Annotated in this window: 23 protein-coding genes and 1 pseudogene; 18 read left to right on the forward strand and 6 right to left on the reverse strand. The window is 70.4% G+C overall.

Going from position 1 to position 19,327, the window contains the following annotated elements; translation table 11 throughout:
* Positions 1 to 41 precede the first annotated feature (41 nt).
* The 3 genes and pseudogenes from DVR05_RS01370 to DVR05_RS27865 all read right to left on the reverse strand — a co-directional run.
* A complete protein-coding gene (locus DVR05_RS01370; RefSeq protein ID WP_116243922.1) occupies positions 42 to 209 on the reverse strand; it encodes a DUF397 domain-containing protein in 168 nt (55 codons plus the stop codon).
* Positions 206 to 790, reverse strand: a complete 585-nt coding sequence (locus tag DVR05_RS01375; RefSeq protein ID WP_232831911.1) for a DUF5753 domain-containing protein — start codon at positions 788 to 790, stop codon at positions 206 to 208. The genes DVR05_RS01370 and DVR05_RS01375 overlap by 4 nt, the downstream gene beginning before the upstream one ends.
* 3 nt (positions 791 to 793) lie before the next feature.
* Positions 794 to 985 (reverse strand): annotated as a pseudogene (locus tag DVR05_RS27865) (multiprotein-bridging factor 1 family protein); the annotation flags it as partial.
* Between the two features lie 98 nt (positions 986 to 1,083).
* On the opposite strand from DVR05_RS27865, the gene DVR05_RS01380 reads away from it, so the two are divergent.
* From DVR05_RS01380 to DVR05_RS01405, 6 genes are all read left to right on the forward strand, one after another.
* Positions 1,084 to 1,326, forward strand: a complete 243-nt coding sequence (locus DVR05_RS01380; RefSeq protein ID WP_116243924.1) for a MerR family transcriptional regulator — start codon at positions 1,084 to 1,086, stop codon at positions 1,324 to 1,326.
* Positions 1,327 to 1,477: 151 nt separating this feature from the next.
* On the forward strand, positions 1,478 to 2,431 hold the full coding sequence (locus DVR05_RS01385) for a tetratricopeptide repeat protein (RefSeq protein ID WP_116243925.1): 954 nt from the start codon (positions 1,478 to 1,480) through the stop codon (positions 2,429 to 2,431).
* 200 nt (positions 2,432 to 2,631) lie between these two features.
* Positions 2,632 to 3,387: an AAA family ATPase gene (locus tag DVR05_RS01390; RefSeq protein ID WP_232831912.1), complete on the forward strand. Its 756-nt coding sequence runs from the start codon at positions 2,632 to 2,634 to the stop codon at positions 3,385 to 3,387.
* A 556-nt stretch (positions 3,388 to 3,943) separates the two neighbouring features.
* Positions 3,944 to 5,341: an NAD-dependent malic enzyme gene (locus tag DVR05_RS01395; protein ID WP_116243927.1), complete on the forward strand. Its 1,398-nt coding sequence runs from the start codon at positions 3,944 to 3,946 to the stop codon at positions 5,339 to 5,341.
* A gap of 87 nt (positions 5,342 to 5,428) precedes the next feature.
* Entirely contained in the window at positions 5,429 to 6,010 is a 582-nt protein-coding gene (locus DVR05_RS01400; protein WP_116243928.1) for a YqgE/AlgH family protein, read from the forward strand.
* Between the two features lie 75 nt (positions 6,011 to 6,085).
* Positions 6,086 to 6,328, forward strand: coding sequence for a DUF3039 domain-containing protein (locus DVR05_RS01405; protein WP_116243929.1), 243 nt, complete (start codon positions 6,086 to 6,088; stop codon positions 6,326 to 6,328).
* An 84-nt stretch (positions 6,329 to 6,412) separates the two neighbouring features.
* On the opposite strand, the gene DVR05_RS27695 is transcribed toward DVR05_RS01405, so the two are convergent.
* Positions 6,413 to 6,538, reverse strand: a complete 126-nt coding sequence (locus tag DVR05_RS27695; protein WP_255422973.1) for a hypothetical protein — start codon at positions 6,536 to 6,538, stop codon at positions 6,413 to 6,415.
* Here DVR05_RS27695 and DVR05_RS01410 point away from each other — a divergent pair.
* The 6 genes from DVR05_RS01410 to DVR05_RS01435 all read left to right on the forward strand — a co-directional run bounded on the left by DVR05_RS01410 (position 6,537) and on the right by DVR05_RS01435 (position 12,181).
* Complete coding sequence (locus DVR05_RS01410; protein ID WP_232831913.1) at positions 6,537 to 6,827, forward strand: hypothetical protein; 291 nt, start codon at positions 6,537 to 6,539, stop codon at positions 6,825 to 6,827. The genes DVR05_RS27695 and DVR05_RS01410 overlap by 2 nt on opposite strands.
* A 40-nt stretch (positions 6,828 to 6,867) precedes the next feature.
* Complete coding sequence (locus DVR05_RS01415; protein WP_116243930.1) at positions 6,868 to 7,680, forward strand: class E sortase; 813 nt, start codon at positions 6,868 to 6,870, stop codon at positions 7,678 to 7,680.
* 7 nt (positions 7,681 to 7,687) lie between these two features.
* A complete protein-coding gene (locus tag DVR05_RS01420) occupies positions 7,688 to 7,954 on the forward strand; it encodes a hypothetical protein (protein ID WP_116243931.1) in 267 nt (88 codons plus the stop codon).
* Positions 7,955 to 8,077: 123 nt separating this feature from the next.
* On the forward strand, positions 8,078 to 9,799 hold the full coding sequence (locus tag DVR05_RS01425) for a DEAD/DEAH box helicase (protein WP_116243932.1): 1,722 nt from the start codon (positions 8,078 to 8,080) through the stop codon (positions 9,797 to 9,799).
* Between the two features lie 130 nt (positions 9,800 to 9,929).
* Entirely contained in the window at positions 9,930 to 11,006 is a 1,077-nt protein-coding gene (locus DVR05_RS01430) for a zinc metalloprotease (protein ID WP_116243933.1), read from the forward strand.
* Positions 11,007 to 11,173: 167 nt separating this feature from the next.
* Positions 11,174 to 12,181, forward strand: coding sequence for a tryptophan--tRNA ligase (locus DVR05_RS01435; protein ID WP_116243934.1), 1,008 nt, complete (start codon positions 11,174 to 11,176; stop codon positions 12,179 to 12,181).
* A 63-nt stretch (positions 12,182 to 12,244) separates the two neighbouring features.
* Here the strand turns inward: DVR05_RS01435 and DVR05_RS01440 are convergent, their stop codons facing one another.
* Together DVR05_RS01440 and DVR05_RS01445 are read right to left on the reverse strand one after the other, a co-directional pair.
* Positions 12,245 to 12,823 carry an isochorismatase family protein gene (locus DVR05_RS01440; protein WP_116243935.1) on the reverse strand — a complete coding sequence of 193 codons (579 nt, stop codon included), beginning with the start codon at positions 12,821 to 12,823 and terminating at the stop codon, positions 12,245 to 12,247.
* A 34-nt stretch (positions 12,824 to 12,857) separates the two neighbouring features.
* Entirely contained in the window at positions 12,858 to 14,159 is a 1,302-nt protein-coding gene (locus DVR05_RS01445; RefSeq protein ID WP_116243975.1) for a nicotinate phosphoribosyltransferase, read from the reverse strand.
* A gap of 132 nt (positions 14,160 to 14,291) precedes the next feature.
* Between DVR05_RS01445 and DVR05_RS01450 the strand changes: the two genes are divergently transcribed.
* From DVR05_RS01450 to rdgB, 6 genes are all read left to right on the forward strand, one after another.
* Positions 14,292 to 14,714 (forward strand): Mov34/MPN/PAD-1 family protein, encoded by a 423-nt coding sequence (locus DVR05_RS01450; protein WP_116243936.1) that lies wholly within the window; start codon positions 14,292 to 14,294, stop codon positions 14,712 to 14,714.
* 102 nt (positions 14,715 to 14,816) lie between these two features.
* Positions 14,817 to 15,095, forward strand: coding sequence for a MoaD family protein (locus DVR05_RS01455; protein WP_116243937.1), 279 nt, complete (start codon positions 14,817 to 14,819; stop codon positions 15,093 to 15,095).
* Between the two features lie 7 nt (positions 15,096 to 15,102).
* Positions 15,103 to 16,050 (forward strand): PLP-dependent cysteine synthase family protein, encoded by a 948-nt coding sequence (locus DVR05_RS01460; RefSeq protein WP_116243938.1) that lies wholly within the window; start codon positions 15,103 to 15,105, stop codon positions 16,048 to 16,050.
* A gap of 343 nt (positions 16,051 to 16,393) precedes the next feature.
* The gene (locus DVR05_RS01465) at positions 16,394 to 17,146 is read left to right on the forward strand and encodes an MBL fold metallo-hydrolase (RefSeq protein ID WP_116243939.1); all 753 of its coding nucleotides are present in this window, start codon (positions 16,394 to 16,396) and stop codon (positions 17,144 to 17,146) included.
* A gap of 161 nt (positions 17,147 to 17,307) precedes the next feature.
* Positions 17,308 to 18,027: a ribonuclease PH gene (rph, locus tag DVR05_RS01470; protein WP_116243940.1), complete on the forward strand. Its 720-nt coding sequence runs from the start codon at positions 17,308 to 17,310 to the stop codon at positions 18,025 to 18,027.
* 86 nt (positions 18,028 to 18,113) lie between these two features.
* Entirely contained in the window at positions 18,114 to 18,719 is a 606-nt protein-coding gene (gene rdgB, locus DVR05_RS01475) for an RdgB/HAM1 family non-canonical purine NTP pyrophosphatase (protein ID WP_116243976.1), read from the forward strand.
* Positions 18,720 to 19,327: the final 608 nt, after the last annotated feature.

Below are 19,327 nucleotides of genomic sequence, written 5' to 3' on the forward strand. Positions count from 1 at the left end.
GCCCCGGGCCGTGGCGGTTCGGGGCCCCGATCGCCTCGTGACTAGTCGGACGCGACGGTGACGAACGCGGACCACTCGGAGGGGGAGAAGGACAGGTGCCCCAGCTCCCGGTTCTGGGTGTCGCGCACGTCCGCTCCGTTCTTGGTCTCGCGTGCCTCGACGCAGTGAGATCCGTTCTCGGAGTAGGTGGACTTGTGCCAGGTGTTCACAGCATCTCCCGGAGCAACTTGACCGTGTGGTCCACGGGAAGCGACATGCTCAGCGCCTCACGGTCCTTCCTCTCCATTCTGGCAGTAGAGGAGGGCGTTTGGTGCACTATGTTGCCATCTCCGTGATCTGAGGATGCAACTGATGCGCCGTCCCGCAGCCGGTACAGCTGCACTGGTGCGACCGATGCAAGATAGAGGGACTTGTTCGGAAATACCTGGATCTTCGTTCGGTCCCGCTCAAGGAACCTGAGGAGGGACGATACTTGTTCCTTACGCACGGTTTCGGGCATCCAATCAAGTGCGAACTGCGGAAACACCGCTGTGACCAGAGGGTTGTTGCGGCCGATCAGGCTCTCGTACCGGTTCACTCGGAGATGTGCCAACCGCTCGATCTCCTCGTCGGGCGCGGTCGGTCGCCCGGCGCGGAACACCGCGCGAGCGTACGACAGGCTCTGAACCAGTCCCGGAACGATGGAAACGGTCACCGTATCGATGGATACGGCCTCGTCTTCCAGATCTCCGATGGATCGCATGAACGGTGGTATGACGGACCCGGAGGTCTCAAGGCGCCACTCGCGCATCAGGAGGCCGTTGCCTCCCAAAACGTCACTCAACTGCCGTACCCGGTCTTGCCTCGGGCGGGTTTTTCCGCTTTCCCACCTGGACAGTGTGGAGGCTGCGACCCCAGGTCCGAGACGTTGTGCCAGTTGTCGCTGAGTGTATCCGTTCAGTTCGCGTGCTTTGCGTAGAGCTGTCCCGAATCCGTTTGCACCCATGATGCATATTGAAGCATCCAAGTGCACACGTGACCATAGCAATACGGAGAGATTCGACTGTCTGGCGCAACAGAGGTTAGTAATTGGACGCTGGCGTCATGGACAAGGCAGAACTGCGGTACCTCCAGGAAACGCACCCCGACAACTACTTCTCCAACGGCGAGGCCGCTGTGGTGCTCGGCGTCGATCCCTCCACCCTCCGGGAGTGGGCGCGGACCGGAAAGCTCGACGGGGTCGACCACTTCCCCCACCCCTTCAACGGGTGGCGCTATTTCCGGGCAGGCGATATCTACGAACTCCGCGATGCCCGTAACGCCGCCGAGGCCGAGGTCGAGGAGTGAACCTCCCAGCGGCCACCGGCCGGTCCGGGAGGGGTCCCGACCCCACCCGGGCCGGCCGTGCCGGACGCCGGGGAGCTGGGCCGTCCGGCGCGCCCTCCACAGCTTCCTCCGGGCGTCACCCACTCTTCCGCTCATGGGGCAGGATGGAGGTATGCAGCCTTCGGACTTTTCACCGAACAGTGCGGTTGACCTCGGGGCGCGCAAGGCAGCCTTGGAGCGCGAGGCCAAGCAGCGCGCCGAGGAGTCGGCCGGTCGAGCCAACCCGTACGCCGTCAACGTCGACGAGGCCAACTTCCAGGCCGAGGTCCTGGAACGGTCGATGTCCGCTCCGGTCGTCCTCGCCGTGCTCGCCGGGTGGTCGGAGCAGTCCAAGCAGGTCGAGAGCGCCCTCGACCGCCTCTCCTCGGCCTCCGGCGGCAACTGGTTCCTCGCCAAGCTCGACAGCGAGGCCAGCCCGCAGCTCGTGCAGGCCCTGCGGGTGCCCACCACACCGATGATCATCGTCGCCGTCCAGGGCCAGGTCATGCCCGGCCCCGCCGGTCCGGCCACCGAGGAGCAGCTGCGCGACTGGCTGGGCCAGGTGTTCTCCGCCCTCGCCGAGCAGGGCATGCTGCCCCCCGGCCACCCCGGAACCGTCGAGGGCGAGCCCTCCGCCGAGGCGGGGCAGGGCCAGCAGGCCGAACAGCCCGAGGTCAACCCGGTCGACGCCGAGGCCCAGGCCGCTCTGGAGCGCGGTGACCTCGCCGCCGCCGAGGCGGCCTACGCCAAGGCCGTGGAGGCCTCCCCGGACGACGTCGAGGCCAAGCTCAAGCTCGCCCAGGTCCGCCTGGTCGGCCGCCTCCAGGATGTCGACGCCAACGCCGCGCGCAAGGCCGCGGCCGACGACCCCCAGGACGTCGCCGCCCAGTGCACCGTCGCCGACATCGACATGTACGGCGGCAAGTTCGAGGACGCGTTCGACCGGCTGATCGCCACGGTGAAGCGCACCAGCGACGACGACCGCGACAAGGCGCGCACCCACCTGCTCACACTCTTCGAGCTGCTGCCGCCCGGCGACCCGCGCGTGGGCGCGGCCCGGCGCAAGCTCACCTCGGCACTGTTCTGACCGGCGTCCCGGGGGTGTCGGCGTCGGACGAGACATTCCGTCGTCGACACCCGTCGGCACCCGGGGCGTCACATACATGGACAAAACGGTAAATCGTCGCGTTCTTCTGCTCCTGTGGACACCGGGGTAGCCGACCGGGCAGCGGGTACGAACCCGGTGACGGTGGGTCGCGCGGCCCGATGGCGATCCGGCAGGTATCCATGAACGACGACACTCCCCGCGGCGGTGGCCCGGTGGTCACGATCTCGGCGACCTTCGGGTCCGGAGGCGGCGTGATCGGCCCCGCCGTCGCCACCCGACTCCGGGTCCCCTTCCTCGACCGGGCCGTTCCGACCGCGGTGGCGGCCCACATCGGCTGCTCACTGGAGGAGGCCCTGCGCCACGACGGCCGCAGCCCGGGCGGGCTCGAACGCCTTCTCGCCAGCGCCGCGCGGCTGCCGACGATCACCCTCGGCAGCGTGGACACCGCCCTGAGCGGACCCACCGACACCCAGGGCCGCCTGCTGTACGACCACGAGTTCGTGGAGGAGACCGAACGCGTCATCGGTGAGGTCGCCCACAGTGGGGGAGTGGTGCTCGGCCGCGCCGCCGCCGTGGTCCTGGCCGACCACCCCACCGCCCTGCACGTGCGCATCGACGGAGACCGGCGGGCCCGCCTGCGCCGGGCCCGCGAGCTGTGGGAGAGCGGGAACCGCGACGAGGTCGGAGGTTACGACTGGTGCGACACCCCGCCCACCCTCCGCCTGCTCGACGACAACGACCGTGCCCGAGCCGCCTACGTCCGCCGCTTCTACCGCGTCGATCCCGCCTCTTTGGACCTCTACCACCTGTTCCTGGACGGGACGGCGCTGACCATCCCGGCGTGCGTGGACGTCGTGGTCCACGCCGCCCGGGGGCGAAGATCGGCCGAGGGCGGCACCGGCGACTCCGGCCGGGGTACCGGACCAACCCCGTGAGTCGCCTCATCGCCGCACCCCAGTCATGGAAAATTATGCAGTTTTTTACCAAGGGTCGAATTGTCCCCTCCTGCTGACGATCTGACCTTGACTCGGGTAGGGTGAGGCGACCCGGTCGTGAGTCCGAGCCAGCCCCCTGCCGTGACTGCGGTCCATCGTGCGGTGCACCATTGAGGAGACAACGCACGCAGCGGACACACAGGAAACCCCACGCTCCGACCGTGCGGACACGCGTGTCGAAACCGCGCCCGGCGCGGGGACGGCGCGACGCCTCGGACGGACGGATCGCGGGGTTCGGGGCACCGCCCCGACCCCGGGGGCTCCTGTGCCGTAGGTCTCCGTCGAGGGCGTCCCACCCCGCCACGAAACGTTCGGGCGTGGTGGGTGACGGAGGAGGGGGTGGCGCGCGGCGGGCGTCCGGAGGCCCACGCCTCCGCGAAACGGCGCCGGGCGACGGGGACGGGCGGGCCGCCCGGGCGTCGAGGTCGACGCCTCAGGACACCCGTCCGGACACCCCGCGGACGCACGACACCAAGCGAGAGCCAAGGAGCAACACGTGGCCAGCCTTCCCAGCGTTTCCTACTCCCTCACCGTCCGGCTCGAACTGGACGCGGGAGGCAGCGCCGTCGGCAGTCTCACCAACGCCGTCGAGCACGTGGGCGGCATGATCACCGCGCTGGACGTGGCGGCCGCCGGGCACGAGCGCATCCGGATCGACGTCACCTGCGCGGCGCGTGACACCGACCACGCCCAGGCGATCGTCGACGCCCTGGGCTCGGTCGAGGGCGTCACCGTCCACAAGGTCAGTGACCGCACCTTCCTGATGCACCTCGGCGGCAAGATCGAGATGTCCTCCAAGGTGCCGCTGCGCAACCGCGACGAACTGTCCATGGCCTACACCCCCGGCGTCGCCCGCGTCTCCCAGGCCATCGCAGCCAACAAGGACGACGCCCGCCGCCTGACCATCAAGCGCAACAGCGTCGCCGTGGTCACCGACGGCTCGGCCGTCCTCGGCCTGGGCAACATCGGCCCCGAGGCCGCCATGCCGGTCATGGAGGGCAAAGCCGCCCTGTTCAAACGTTTCGCCGACATCGACGCCTGGCCGATCGCCCTGGACACCCAGGACGTCGACGAGATCGTCCGCACCGTCCAGGTCCTGGCCCCCGGCTTCGGCGGCATCAACCTGGAGGACATCTCCGCCCCCCGCTGCTTCGAGGTCGAGGCCCGCCTGCGCGAGCTGCTCGACATCCCCGTCTTCCACGACGACCAGCACGGCACCGCCATCGTCGTGCTCGCCGCCCTGCGCAACGCGCTGCGCGTGGTCGGCAAGGAGCTGGGCCAGGTCCGCATCGCCATGTCGGGGGCGGGCGCGGCCGGTACCGCCATCCTCAAGCTGCTCATGCACGCCGGGGCCAAGGACGTCATCGTCTGCGACGTGCACGGCGCCGTGCACGCGGGACGCGAACAGCTCGACGACAACCTGCGCTGGATCGCCGAGCACACCAACCCCGAGGGCTACTCCGGCGACCTCCGGGGCGCCGTGGCCGGCGCCGACGTCTTCATCGGCGTCTCCGCGCCCAACCTCCTCAGCGGCGACGACATCGCCGAGATGAACGACGGATCGATCATCTTCGCGCTGGCCAACCCCGACCCCGAGGTCGACCCCGAGGTCGCCCACCTGCACGCGGACGTCGTCGCCACCGGCCGGAGCGACTACCCGAACCAGATCAACAACGTTCTGGTCTTCCCGGGCTTCTTCCGCGGCCTGCTCGACGCCCAGAGCCACGAGGTCACCTCGGACATGATGGTCGCCGCCGCCGAGGCCCTGGCCGACGTGGTGACCGAGGACGAGCTCGGCCCGAACTACATCATCCCCAGCGTCTTCCACTCCGAGCTGTCCACCCACGTGGCCACCGCCGTGCGCGAGGTCGCCCAGCGCGGCCGGGGGAACTGACCCCGGGACGCGTGTGTCCGAGGGGAGTGGGCGGGTGACCGCCCACCGGACCCCGGACAGGGCCGTGAACCTGGGTAGGGGTGCAGCATGGACCAGCCAAGACTGACCGGGCGACTTCTGGTGGCCGCCCCTCTCCTCCAGGAGGACTCCTTCCGCCGCTCGGTGGTGTTCGTCGTGGACGACACCGCCGACGGCACCCTCGGGGTGATCCTCAACCGCCCGCTGGACACCGCCGTCGAGGAGGTCGTCACCCACTGGGGCGCCTACGCGAGCGAGCCCGCGGTGATGTTCTCGGGCGGACCCGTCGGCGCGGGCTCGGGGATCGCCCTGGGGGTGGTGGGAAGCCACGACCCGCCCCCGGGCTGGTCCCCACTGGAGGGGCTCGACCCGAACCTCGGTCTGGAGGGCGTGGGCGTGGTGGACCTGGACGGGTCGCCGGCCCTGCTGGGCGCGTCCCTGGGCGCGTTCCGGGTCTTCGCCGGTTACGCGGGCTGGAGCGCGGGTCAGTTGGCGGGCGAGATCGACGAGGGCGCCTGGTACGTCGTCCCCGCGATCGCCGACGACGTCTTCACCACCGCTCCCGGACGGCTGTGGTCGCGCGTGCTGCGGCGACAGGGCGGCGATCTGGCGCTGTTGTCGACCTACCCTGAGGACCCGACGCTGAACTGAGCGGGGCCGAGCGACCGCCTCCGGGTGCGCGGCACCCTATACCGTGGAACGCAGACGTGGAAAGGGTGAGGAACGATGCCGATGGATGTCGTGAACAAGGTCCTGCCGGAGAGCGAGACCAGGCCGGAGATCTCGCACGACGACGGTGATCGCGAGCGCTTCGCGCACTACGTGCAGAAGGACAAGATCACCGAGAGCGCCGTCACGGGCAACCCGGTGATCGCCCTGTGCGGCAAGGTGTGGGTCCCCAACCGGGATCCCAAGAAGTTCCCCGTGTGCCCCGAGTGCAAGAAGGCCTATGAGGAGCTGATGAAGTAGGCGCCTCACCGCGCCCGTCTCGTGCTTCGACGGGCGGGCCCCGGCAGGGGACGTGTGCCGGGGCCCGCTTCGCTGTCGGGGGGATCACTCCTCGTCCTCGACGGCCGCCTCGGCGGGGGCGCGTCCGCGGGAGGCCGCCACCACCCCACCCGGCACGGCCGTGGTCCGGGCGAAGGGGATCACCGTCGTCCGGCGGACTCGGCTGCTCATGCTCGACGAGCCGACCGTCGCACTCGACATCCGGCACCAGGAACTCGTCCTTTCCGTGGCGCGTGAGCTCGCGGAGGACGGTCGGACCGTTATCGTGGTCCTGCACGATTTGGGGCTTGCGGCCGCCTACGCCCATCGTGTGGCGGTGCTGTCCGAAGGACGGATCGCCGCACGGGGCACATCCGCGGACGTGTTCACCGCGTCGCTCCTCAGCGACGTGTACCAGCACCAAGTCGACGTCCTGCCGCATCCGCGTACCGGGACCCCGCTGGTCGTTCCCCGCAGGTAGGTGTCGGAGCGCCCGAAAGCGTCCACAGGAGTAGGTCCTATTGGTCTCCACAACTGAACGGCACAAGCACGACGACCCCGAGCCCCGCCGCGGGCGGGGCCGTCGAGGTTCGGGAGGCAGGCGCCGCAGGCCCCGCACCCCCCGGCACACCCCCGGTGACGTCGTGCGCGCCGTGGTCCGGACCATCGGCGAGATCCTGCTGACCGCCGGTCTGCTCATGCTCTTCTACGCCGCCTACGAGGTCTACGGCGGACAGTGGGAGACCCAGCGTGAGCAGGAGGAGTTGGCGCAGGGGCTGGAGGAGGTCTGGGCCGCGCAGGAGGAAGAGGCCGCCGAGCCCGGACCGGAGTCCGAACCTCTGCCCGGCAGCGCGGACAGCCGCCTGTACCTGCCCAGCCTCGACCTGGAGTGGGTCGTGGTCAACGGGACGACGCCGCAGGACATCCTCAACAGCCCCGGCCACTACACCGAGTACGACAGCGAGCCCGGCGAGGCCGGCAACTACGCCGTCGCCGCCCACCGCACCCCCGGCCTGTTCTGGGACATCGACCAGCTCGAGGACGGCGACGTCATGGTCCTGGAGGACGCGGACAACTTCTACACCTACGAGGTGTTCGAGGAGGAGACGGTGCTGCCCACCGACGTGTGGGTGATCGAGCCGGACCCGTTCGACGACGCCACCGACGAGGCGCCCGAGCGTTCCCTGATCACGCTCACCACGTGCGCCCCCAAGCTCAACAACACCCATCGGCTGATCGTCTGGGCCGAGCTCACCGAGACCACCCCCAAGTCCGAGGGCATGCCGGACTCGATCGCCCACATGGCGCCGGACGCCGACGAGGACGAGGAGTAGGAGCCCGATGTACGGACTGATCTGGCGTGTACTGCCCGGCCCCTGGCCGTCCAAGCTGATCCTGTCGGTGGGCCTGCTGGTGGGCGCCGCAGCCCTGCTGTGGTTCTTCGCCTTCCCGAAGCTCTCGCCGCACATGCCGTTCAACGACGGCGCGGTCGAGGTCCAGGGCGCCGACGCCGTTTCCGGGGGGTCGGGCGCGCTCCCCGGCGGGGAGGCGTCGCCGTCGGCCCCGGAGTCCCCGTCCGACGAGGACTCCGCCTCCCCGGCGGAGTGACGGCCTCCACGCCGGAGTGACGGTGCCGCGCGCCCGCGTGTGCGCGGCACCACTGGAGCGGCTCCCGGACCGGTCCCCGGGGGCCGCTAACCTCTACCAGGTGACTAACGGGGGACCAGACGCATGACGGTGACGCAGACCACGACGGAGGACCGCCTGAGCGGTCTCCGCGCCTGGCAGCGGGAGGCGTTCGAGGAGTACTTCCGCCGGGAACCACGCGACTTCCTGGCCGTGGCCACGCCCGGCGCCGGGAAGACCACCTTCGCCCTCACCCTGGCCAGCGAACTCCTGCGGCGGCACGCGGTCCGCTCGATCACGATCGTGTGCCCGACCGAGCACCTGAAGAAGCAGTGGGCCGAGTCGGCCGCCCGCTTCGGCATCGCCATCGACCCCGAGTTCCGCAACGGCCAGGGTGCCCTGGGCCGTCAGTACATCGGCGCGGCGGTCACCTACGCGCAGGTCGCCGCGCACCCGATGCTGCACCGCAACCGCACCGAGGCGCGCAAGACACTCGTCATCTTCGACGAGGTCCACCACGCCGGTGACGCGCTGTCCTGGGGCGACGCGGTTCGGGAGGCCTTCGACCCCGCCGCCCGCCGCCTCTGCCTGACCGGAACCCCCTTTCGCTCCGACATCAACCCCATCCCGTTCGTGGACTACGTCCAGGACGGGAACGGGGTGCGCCGCTGCTCGTGGGACTACAGCTACGGGTACGCCCCGGCCCTGGAGGACGGGGTCGTGCGCCCGGTCATCTTCATGGCCTACTCCGGGGAGATGCGCTGGCGCACCCGGGCGGGCGACGAACTCGCCGCGCGCCTGGGCGAGCCGCTCACCCAGGACGCGCTCTCCCAGGCATGGCGCGCCGCCCTCGACCCCAAGGGCGACTGGATCAAGAAGGTGCTCCAGGCCGCCGACCGCCGACTGACCGAGGTGCGTAAGACCCACCCGGACGCGGGCGGTCTGGTCATCGCCAGCGACCACGAGAACGCCCGGGCCTACTCGCGCATCCTGCGCCAGATCACCGGCAAGGGCGCGACCGTGGTCCTGTCCGACGACCCGACGGCCTCCAGGAAGATCTCCCGCTTCGCCGAGGGCGACGACCGGTGGATGGTCGCGGTGCGCATGGTCTCGGAGGGCGTGGACGTGCCGCGCCTCATGGTGGGCGTGTACGCGACCTCCACCAGCACCGCCCTGTTCTTCGCCCAGGCCATCGGCCGCTTCGTGCGCGTGCGCAAGCGCGGCGAGGTCGCCTCGGTGTTCCTGCCCTCGGTGCCCACGCTGCTGGAGTACGCGGGGGAGATGGAGCGTGAGCGCGACCACGTCCTGGACCGGAAGCCCTCGGACGAGGAGTACCCGGAACAGGACCTGATGAAGGAGGCCAACAAGAAGCGCGACACCCCCGAGGCGGGTGAGGAGCTGCCGTTCGAGACGATGGAGTCGGCGGCGGAGTTCGACCGCGCGCTCTTCGACGGCACCGAGTACGGCGGCGTGCCCGGTTCCACCGAGGAGGAGGACTTCCTCGGCCTGCCCGGTCTGCTGGAGCCCGACCAGGTCTCCCAGCTGCTGCGCAAGCGCAAGGCCGAGCTGAAGGCCAGCGAGCTCAAGGCCGGGCGGAAGGTCGAGAAGGAGCCCGACGAGGGGCCCACCCACGAGGTGGTCGCCAACCTGCGGCGTGAGCTCAGCGGACTGGTCGGGGCCTGGCACCACCGCACGGGCAAGCCCCACGGGGTCATCCACAACGAGTTGCGCCGGGCCTGCGGCGGTCCGCCCGTGGCCCAGGCGTCCCCCGCCCAGATCCGTGAGCGGATCGCCAAGATCCGCAGCTGGGCGGTGGGTCGCAAGTAGCGGGGGTGGGCAAACACTTCGCAAGCTCGCGCACGTCTTATCAACACAGAGTGACTGTTTCGCTACAGTCCGTGTGGTGATTGGACGAAGCCCCAGCGGTGGCGCAACCGCACTGTGGTCAGGACTGGTGTTGTGCGGGGTCGCCCTCGCCGGGATCATGGCGGGCACGGCGCACCAACCCGCCGACGCCGGGGTGGACAACGCCGAAACGACGACGGTGGCGGCGGGGCATCGGCCCGACGCGTGCGTGCCGGCCATCGACGCCCGACTGGCCGACCCGAGCCGGTCCGCCCTCCTGCCCGAGGGCGGCGACGTCTCCCCGGGGCAGGCGGCCGAGTACGAGCGGCAGTTGCGCGAGGCGCTACGGCCGCTGCGCGGCCAGGAGGTCGAGCCGACCCGGGTCGTCCCGGTGGTGGTGCACGTCATCTCCGCCTCCGACGGACGCGGCAACGTCGGCGACTGGCAGATCCGACGGCAGATCGACGTGCTCAACCGGGCCTACCGCGGCGGGTACGCCTTCGGCGACGAGGGCGCCGACACGGGCTTCCGCTTCCGGCTGCGCGAGATCAACCGCACCGTGAACGACGGGTGGTTCCGCGACTTCAACAGCCAGCGCGACCGGATCCGCGAACGCCTCCACCGGGGCGGCGCCGACACGCTCAACCTCTACACGACCAGACTGGACAGCGGACTGCTCGGATACTCCACCTTCCCGCAGGACCAGAAATCCAAGCCCAAGCGGGACGGCGTGGTGATCTCCTACGACACGCTGCCCGGCGGCGACCGGCACCGCTTCAACGAGGGCCACACCGCCACCCACGAGGTCGGCCACTGGCTGGGGCTCTTCCACACCTTCCAGAACGGCTGCGACGAACCCGGCGACTACGTGGACGACACCCCCTACGAGCGCGAGGCCGCCTCCGGCTGCCCCCGCGGCCGCGACACCTGCCGCAAGGCCCCGGGCGAGGACCCCATCACGAACTTCATGAACTACTCCGAGGACGCCTGCATGACCCACTTCACGCGGGACCAGGGCAAGCGCATGGTCGACCACTGGCGGGCCTTCCGCTCCGGCGCGAACGAGGAGGCGGAGCAGGAGGGGCCCGACCCCCGGCTGGCGGCCGTCGCCGGGGGCGGGCCGTCCGTGGACGTGCGGACCACCGTGACCCCCGACGGCACGGTCGAGGTCAGGGCGAGCGTCGAGTAGGGGCGTGCGCCGGAGCGGCCCGGACCGCGGGAAGGCCCCCGCCGGACCGGGCCGCCCGCGGGTGACCGACCCCGACGCGCCCCGGGCACGGCCGCCCCCGCCGCCCGGACGGCCGTCCGCGGGGTCGTGCAGCCAGCCCGGCCGACACACGCCGATAGGCTGGGGCCATGGCAGCGAACACCTACCTGACCGGGATCAAGCCCACCGGCGACTTCCACCTGGGCAACTACGTCGGCGCGATCAAGCCCGCACTCGCGGCGGCCCACGAGTACGACACGTACTACTTCATCGCGGACTACCACGCGCTCAACACCATCAAGGACGCCGAGGAACTGCGGCACAGCATCCGGTCGGGCGCTGCCACCTGGCTCGCGTGCGGACTCGACCCCGAGCGGACCATCGTCTACCAGCAGTCGCACGTCCCCGAGACCTTCGAACTCACCACCATCCTCAGCGCCCTGACCCCCAAGGGCCTGATGAACCGCGCCCACGCCTACAAGGCCGCGCGCGACCGCAACGTCGCGGCCGGGGTCACCGACCTGGACGCCGGGATCAACATGGGGTTGTTCAACTACCCCATCCTCATGGCCGCGGACATCCTCATCATGGAGGGCACCCACGTGCCCGTCGGCCGCGACCAGACACAGCACATCGAGTACACCGCCGACATCGCCGGATACTTCAACCACCGGTTCGGCGAGTCCTACTCCTTCCCCACCCCCAAGGGCGTCATCGACGACAGCGACGCGAGCATCCTGCCCGGCGTCGACGGCCGCAAGATGAGCAAGTCCTACGACAACCACATCCCGCTGTTCCTGCCGGAGAACAAGCTCAAGAAGGCCATCCGGCGCATCCCCACCGACTCCACGCCGGTCGAGGAGCCCAAGGACCCGGACGGCTCCGTGCCCTTCCAGCTCCTCCAGCACTTCGCCGACGCCGACACGGTCGCCGACGTGCGCAAGCGCCTCCAGGCGGGCGGCATGGGCTGGGGCGAGCTCAAGAACGAGCTGTTCGAGGCGGTCAACGCCGAGATCGGCCCCAAGCGGGAGCGCTACGAGGAGCTCATGGCCAACCCGGAGGAGATCGACGCGATCCTCCGGAAGGGCTCCGAGCGCGCCCGGGTGCGCGCCCGCGCCACACTCGACCGGGTGCGCGCGGCCATCGGCGTCGGCTGACCGCCGCCCTTCCTCCGCGCGCGTCCGCCGGGGACGGAACCGTCCCCGGCGGACGCGCGCGCCTCAGGCGGCCACGACGGGCTCGCCCTCCAGCTCCACCCCGGCCGCGCGCAACCGCTCCAGCGCCTCGTCCACCGTCGGGCGCGACACACCGGCGGTCAGTCCGAGCCGGACCCGCGTGCGGAACCCCTCGGCCGCGGCGTCCAACGCCGTGGCGCGGACGCAGTGGTCCGTGGCGATGCCCACCACGTCCACCTCGTCCACCCCGCGCTCGCGCAGCCAGTCGGCCAGGGGCGTGCCGTCGTCGCTCTTGGCGCCCTCGAAACCGCTGTAGCCGTCGGAGTACTGCCCCTTGCTGAAGACCGCGTCCACCCGGGCGGTGTCGAACGCCGGATGGAAATCGGCCCCCGGCGTCCGGGCGACGCAGTGTCTGGGCCAGCTGCGCACGTAGTCCGGCTCGTCGGAGAAGTGCGTTCCCGGGTCGATGTGCCAGTCCCGGGTGGCCACCACGAAGTCGTACCCGTCGGCGTGCGCGCGGACGTACTCGGTGACCGCGGCGGCGGTGGCGGCCCCACCGGCCACGGCCAGGCTGCCGCCCTCGCAGAAGTCGTTCTGCACGTCCACCACGATGAGTGCCTTCATCGCCAGTCCCTCGTTTCCCTCGTGGTTTCCCGTCTCAGTGGAAGACCGTGGGCAGCGCGACGTCGCCGCGCGACATCCGCAGCGCCTCCTCGGGGAGTTCGGCCAGGGTCTCCCGATGCCGCTGCCGCGCCTCGTGCACGCTCTCGTGCCCGACCACCTCGCCGCCGAGGACCAGGGGGCGCAGCAGGGGGCGCGTACCCCTCTCCCGCGACGGCTCGTGCGGGTAGACCTCCTCACCCACGGCCGTACCCCGGTCGTCCAGCCGGCGCACCGCCCATTTGCGGCCACCCCGGCTCGGCTTGCCCACCGAACGCTTGGCCACCGGCTCCAGGGGGGCCTCGGGAGCGGTGTCGCGGGCCCGGGCCACGAGCTTGTAGACGAGCGACACCGTGGGCGCGCCCGACCCGGTGACCAGGGCGGTTCCCACGCCGTAGCCGTTGACCGGAGCCACCGCCAACGCCTGGACGGAGTGTTCGTCCAGATCACCGGTGACCACGATCCGCGTCTCGTGCGCGCCCAGCGAGTCCAGCTGCGCGCGTACCCGTCCGGCGGTCGCGGCCAGGTCTCCGGAGTCGATGCGCACCGCGCCCAGTTTCGGCCCGGCCAACTCCACGGCGGTGCGCACGGCCCGCTCGACGTCGAAGGTGTCGACGAGCAGTGTGGTCTCGGGTCCCATCGAGTCCAGCTGGGCCTGGAAGGCGTGCCGCTCACTGTCGTGCAGGAGGGTGAACGCGTGCGCGGCGGTGCCCCCGGTCGGAACCCCGTAGGCGCGTCCGGCCTCCAGGTTGGAGGAGGTGGCGAACCCGGCGATGTAGGCCGCCCGGGCCGCCGCGACCGCCGATCGCTCGTGGGTGCGGCGCGAGCCCATCTCGATCAGCGGTCGGCCGCCCGCGGCGACCACCATGCGGGAGGCGGCGGAGGCGATCGCGCTGTCGTGGTTGAAGACCGAGAGCGCCAGGGTCTCCAGGATGACGGCCTCGCCGAAGGGCGCCTCCACGACGAGGATGGGGGAGCCGGGGAAGTAGGCCTCGCCCTCGCCGTAGCCCCACACGTTCCCGGAGAAGCGGTATCCGGCCAGCCAGTCCAGCGTCCGCTCGTCCACGACGCCGCGGTCGGACAGGAAGTCCAGTTCGGCCGTGTCGAACCGGAACCGTTCCAACAGGTCCAGGAACCGCCCGGTCCCGGCCACGACCCCGTACCGGCGCCCCTCCGGGAGTCGGCGTCCGAACATCTCGAACACCGATCGGCGCCCGGCGGCGCCGCTGCGCAGGGCACCCTGCACCATGGTCAGTTCGTAGTGGTCGGTGAGCAGCCCGCTGCTGCTGTCCTCGCTCATGCGCATGAGCCTAGTTCTTGCGCGGCGGCGGACGGAGGCCGCCCCACCAGCGGCGAGTCCGCCTGGAGAGTGGGCGGAATCATCAATACCCATCTGGTTGGTAGGGAACGGTGTTTGGGTACCCTGGGACGCATGCTGAGGATTGATCGCTCGATCTACGACCAGATCGTCGCCCACGCCCGCCGCGACCACCCGGACGAGGCGTGCGGTGTCGTGGCCGGTCCCGAGGGCTCCGACCGCCCCGAGCGGTTCATTGAGATGATCAACGCCGAGCGGTCCCCGACCTTCTACCGGTTCGACTCCCTCGAACAGCTGAAGGTCTGGCGTGAGATGGACGACAACGACGAGGAACCCGTCGTGATCTACCACTCCCACACCGCCACCGAGGCCTACCCCTCGCGCACCGACATCTCCTACGCATCCGAGCCCGGCGCCCACTACGTGCTCGTGTCCACACGCGAGCCCGACACCGTCGAGTTCCGCTCCTACCGGATCATCGACGGCCAGGTCACCGAGGAGCCGGTGGAGGTCACCGGCGCCGACGCGGACCAGTAGACCCGCAGGGCCCGTACCAGCGGGGACGCCGGTCGGAATGGGAGCGGCCGGGCCCCTGTTGGGAATGAACGCACAACAACGACCGCTAACGGAGACACCTTCATGGCCATCGAGGTCCGTATCCCCACCATCCTCCGCAACCTGACCAACGACGCCAAGGTCGTCGAGGGCTCCGGCGACACCCTCGGAGCGCTCGTCAAGGACCTGGACAGCCGTTACCCCGGCATCGGTGAGAAGCTGGTGGACAACGGCAAACTCCGCCGCTTCATCAACGTCTACCTCAACGACGAGGACGTCCGTTTCGTCGGCGGCCTGGAGGCCGAGCTGTCCGACGGCGACAACGTGACCGTCCTGCCGGCCGTGGCCGGCGGCAGCCGCTAGGCCGGGCATGCGCTACGACTCCCTGCTCGACTCCCTCGGCGGCACGCCGCTCGTCGGCCTGCCCCGCCTGTCGCCCTCACCGGACGTCCGGCTGTGGGCGAAGCTGGAGGACCGCAATCCCACCGGCTCGATCAAGGACCGCGCCGCGTTCTTCATGATCGAGCAGGCCGAGAAGGACGGGCTGCTCTCCCCGGGCTGCACCATCCTGGAGCCGACGTCGGGGAACACCGGCATCTCCCTGGCCATGGTCGCCAAGCTGCGCGGCTACCGCATGGTCTGTGTGATGCCGGAGAACACCTCCGCCGAGCGCAAGCAGCTGCTGGGCATGTGGGGCGCCGAGGTGCACTTCTCCGACGCGGCGGGCGGGTCCAACGAGGCCGTGCGCGTCGCCAAGGAGATGGCCGCGGCCAACCCGGACTGGGTGATGCTCTACCAGTACGGGAACCCGGCCAACGCCCGGGCCCACTACGAGACCACCGGCCCCGAGATCCTCGCGGACCTGCCGGAGATCACCCACTTCGTGGCGGGGCTGGGCACCACCGGCACCCTCATGGGCGTGGGCCGGTACCTGCGTGAGAACAAACCGGACGTGCGGATCGTCGCGGCCGAGCCGCGCTACGGCGAGCTGGTCTACGGCCTGCGCAACCTGGACGAGGGGTTCGTCCCCGAACTGTACGACGAGGACGTGCTGACCACGCGCTTCTCCGTGCCCTCGGACGCGGCGCTCCGGCGGACCCGGGAGCTCCTCGACCAGGAGGGGATCTTCGCGGGCATCTCCACCGGCGGCGCCCTGCACGCCGCCCTGGGGATGGCGCGCAAGGCCGAGCAGGCGGGGGAGCGCGCCGACATCGTGTTCGTCATCGCCGACGCCGGATGGAAGTACCTGTCCACCGGAGCCTACGAGGGGACGCTCGACGAGGCCGAGGAGCGGCTGGAGGGCCAGCTCTGGGCCTGAGGCCCGGCGACCGCGCGGGCGTCCGCCGCGGTTCGGACCGGCCGGACGGGCCGGCATCCCGTGCGGGGTGCCGGCCCTCGGTGCGTCCTGAGCGGCGGCTCCGGACGCACCGAGGGCCGGGATGTGACCGAACCGGACAGAATTGGTCAGGACGTGTGAAAAATTCACACGTGACGCACGTCGCCTGAGATGCGGGCCACATTTTGTACCACCCGGGCGGCCATTGGGGTACACCCGTAACAACGGGACATCCGCAGAACCAGCCGCCATCCGCGCTCAGCGTCGGCAGAGACGACGAGGGTGCCACGGACGCCGCGCGGCCCATCGAGAAGGCGACGACGACGTGCGACTCACGATTATCGGGTCCTCCGGCAGCTTCCCCGGGCCGGACAGCCCGGCCTCCTGCTACCTGGTCGAGGCGGATGGTTTCCGCCTGCTCCTCGACATGGGCAACGGAGCGCTGGGGGCGCTCCAGCGGCATGTCGACATCTACTCCGTGGACGCGGTGTACCTGAGCCATCTGCACGCCGACCACTGCTTCGACCTGTGCTCGTACTGGGTCGCGCGGATGTTCCCGCCCGGCGGTCTCAGGCCGCGCATCCCCGTGTACGGGCCCAAGGGGGTGGCGCTGCGCATGGCCGAGGCCTACGGGCTCGACCCCGAACCCGGCATGACCGAGGCCTTCGAGTTCCACGAGCTCACCGTCGGCACGTTCGGGATCGGCCCGTTCACCGTCCGGGTCGAGGAGGTCAACCATCCCGTGGAGGCGTACGGGATCCGGTTGGAGCACGGCGGCCGGACCCTGACCTACTCCGGGGACACCGGGGCCTGCGACTCCCTGATCGAACTCGCGACCGACGCCGACCTGTTCCTGTGCGAGGCGGCCTTCCAGGACCACCGGGAACACCCCAAGGACATGCACCTCACCGGCAGCGAGGCGGGGGAGCACGCCAGTCGGGCCCGTGCGCGCAAACTGCTCCTCACCCACCTGGTGCCGTGGAACGACGACGAGGTCACGCTCACCGAGGCGCGGTCCACCTACGACGGCCCGATCGGGTTGGCGCGCAGCGGTGAGACCCACATCGTCGGGGCCTGACCGCGGCCCGGGGTTGGGCCGGGGAGCCGGACCCGTCCGACCGTCCCGGGCACGGTCGCCGGGCCATCACCGTGAGGAGTGGTGAAGGGCACGTCCCACACCGAGGCGGACACTTCGCGACTCCCGCACCGATGGACACTCCACGGATATACGCTCTTTGCATGGCTCGACCTGACGGACGCGTTCCGACCCAACTCCGACCCGTGACCATCACCCGCAACTGGCTCCGCCACGCGGAGGGCTCCGCACTCATCGAGTTCGGTGACACCAGAGTCCTGTGCGCGGCCACCGTCGAGGACGGTGTCCCCCGGTGGCGTCGGGGAACCGGCGAGGGCTGGGTCACCGCGGAGTACGCGATGCTCCCCCGCTCCACCGACACCCGGGGCGCCCGTGAGTCCGTCCGGGGCAAGATCGGTGGCCGCACGCACGAGATCTCCCGGCTCATCGGCCGTTCCCTGCGTGCCGTCGTGGACTTCAAGGCGATGGGCGAGCACACCATCACCCTGGACTGCGACGTCCTCCAGGCGGACGGGGGAACCCGGACGGCGGCGATCACCGGTGCCTACGTGGCCCTGGCCGACGCGATGAAGTGGCTGCGCAAGCGCCGCAAGCTGAAGAACAATCCGCTCACCGGCTCACTGGCCGCCGTGAGCGTCGGCGTGGTGCAGGGTCAGCCCCGGCTGGACCTGAACTACCTGGAGGACTCGGTCGCCCAGACCGACATGAACGTCGTCGTCACGGGTGAGGGCAAGTTCGTCGAGGTCCAGGGCACCGCGGAGGGCGCCCCCTTCGACCGGGAACTCCTGGACTCCCTGCTCGACCTCGCGGTCAGCGGCTGCGAGGAGCTGACCGCGATCCAGAAGAAGGCGTTGGCGGAGTGACCACGGCGAACACGGCCGACCCCACCGGCCCGGTCCGGGGCGGTGTCGGCAGGCGGATCGGGAGCGTCCCCGAAGGAGGCGGCAGCGTGCGGATCGTACTGGCCACCCGCAACGCCAAGAAGGTCCCGGAGATGCGGGCCATCCTGGCCGAGGCGGGGGTCCAGGCCCGGGTACTGGCGCTCGACTCCTTCCCCGACGCGCCGGAGGTTCCCGAGACCGAACCGACCTTCATGGGCAACGCCCTGCTCAAGGCCCGCGCCATCGCCGCGCACACGGGTCTTCCCGCCGTGGCGGACGACTCGGGTCTGAGCGTCGACGAACTCAAGGGCATGCCCGGGGTGCTGTCGGCGCGGTGGTCGGGGCGGTTCGGGGACCAGGACCGGGATCGCGCCAATCTGGACCTGGTGCTCGACCAGCTCGCCGACACCCCGGCCGAGCGCAGGGGGGCGCGGTTCGTGTGCGCCGCCGCGCTGGTGATGCCGGACGGGGTCGAGGTGGTGGCCGAGGGGGTGCTGCGCGGTCGGCTCCTGCGGGAGCGGCGCGGGACGAACGGGTTCGGCTACGACCCGGTGTTCGTCCCCGAGGGGGAGACGAGGACCACCGCCGAGATGTCCGCGGAGGAGAAGAACGCGATCAGCCACCGGGGGATCGCGTTCCGGAAGCTGGCGCGTGAGTTGGCCGAGATGATCTGAGGCGCGCCTTTCCCGCACGGCGGCACGCCGGTGCGGGGAGCACGCGACACACGGACGAACCCGGGACGGTACAGGGGCTGGAGGCTCCCCGCGCCGTCCCGGGTTCGTGTCTGTCACGGGGGTGGAGGACTCCCCTGAGGAATCTGGGGTCCGGGGGTTTGAACCGGGGGGAGCCGGGCAGGATGAATCTTGCCTGGACGTGCTCCAGATCACAGACAGCCGGTCCTCGGAAGAGGATCGACTCGCCCGGAGGCGCCGCTAGTCCGCGAACCGGTCGCCAGGATGGCGATCGACGCGGGACATCCGATGAAGTGGGGGCCACCCTCCACCGAAGGGATGGAGTTGACGCTTCCGGGCCCATTGTCTAGACTCGGCAAGTCTTCGCGGGACGGCGAGCGGCGATCCGTCGACTCGGACCCGGGCCGCGACTCACAGACCTCCTCCCGATCAGACCGGTCCGAGCACACGCTCGGCGCGGGTAGGATCGGGGAGCCGCTTCGGAAACCCGAATGGACGAATCCGTCCAAGAGGGTGGATGGAGCACAACGGGTGCTTTACCCCGTTCGGTTGATCCGAAACCGCCGGTTTGGCGGGACACGGAACACCTG

The organism is Nocardiopsis sp. FIRDI 009, assembly GCF_003386285.1.
GTDB lineage: Bacteria > Actinomycetota > Actinomycetes > Streptosporangiales > Streptosporangiaceae > Nocardiopsis.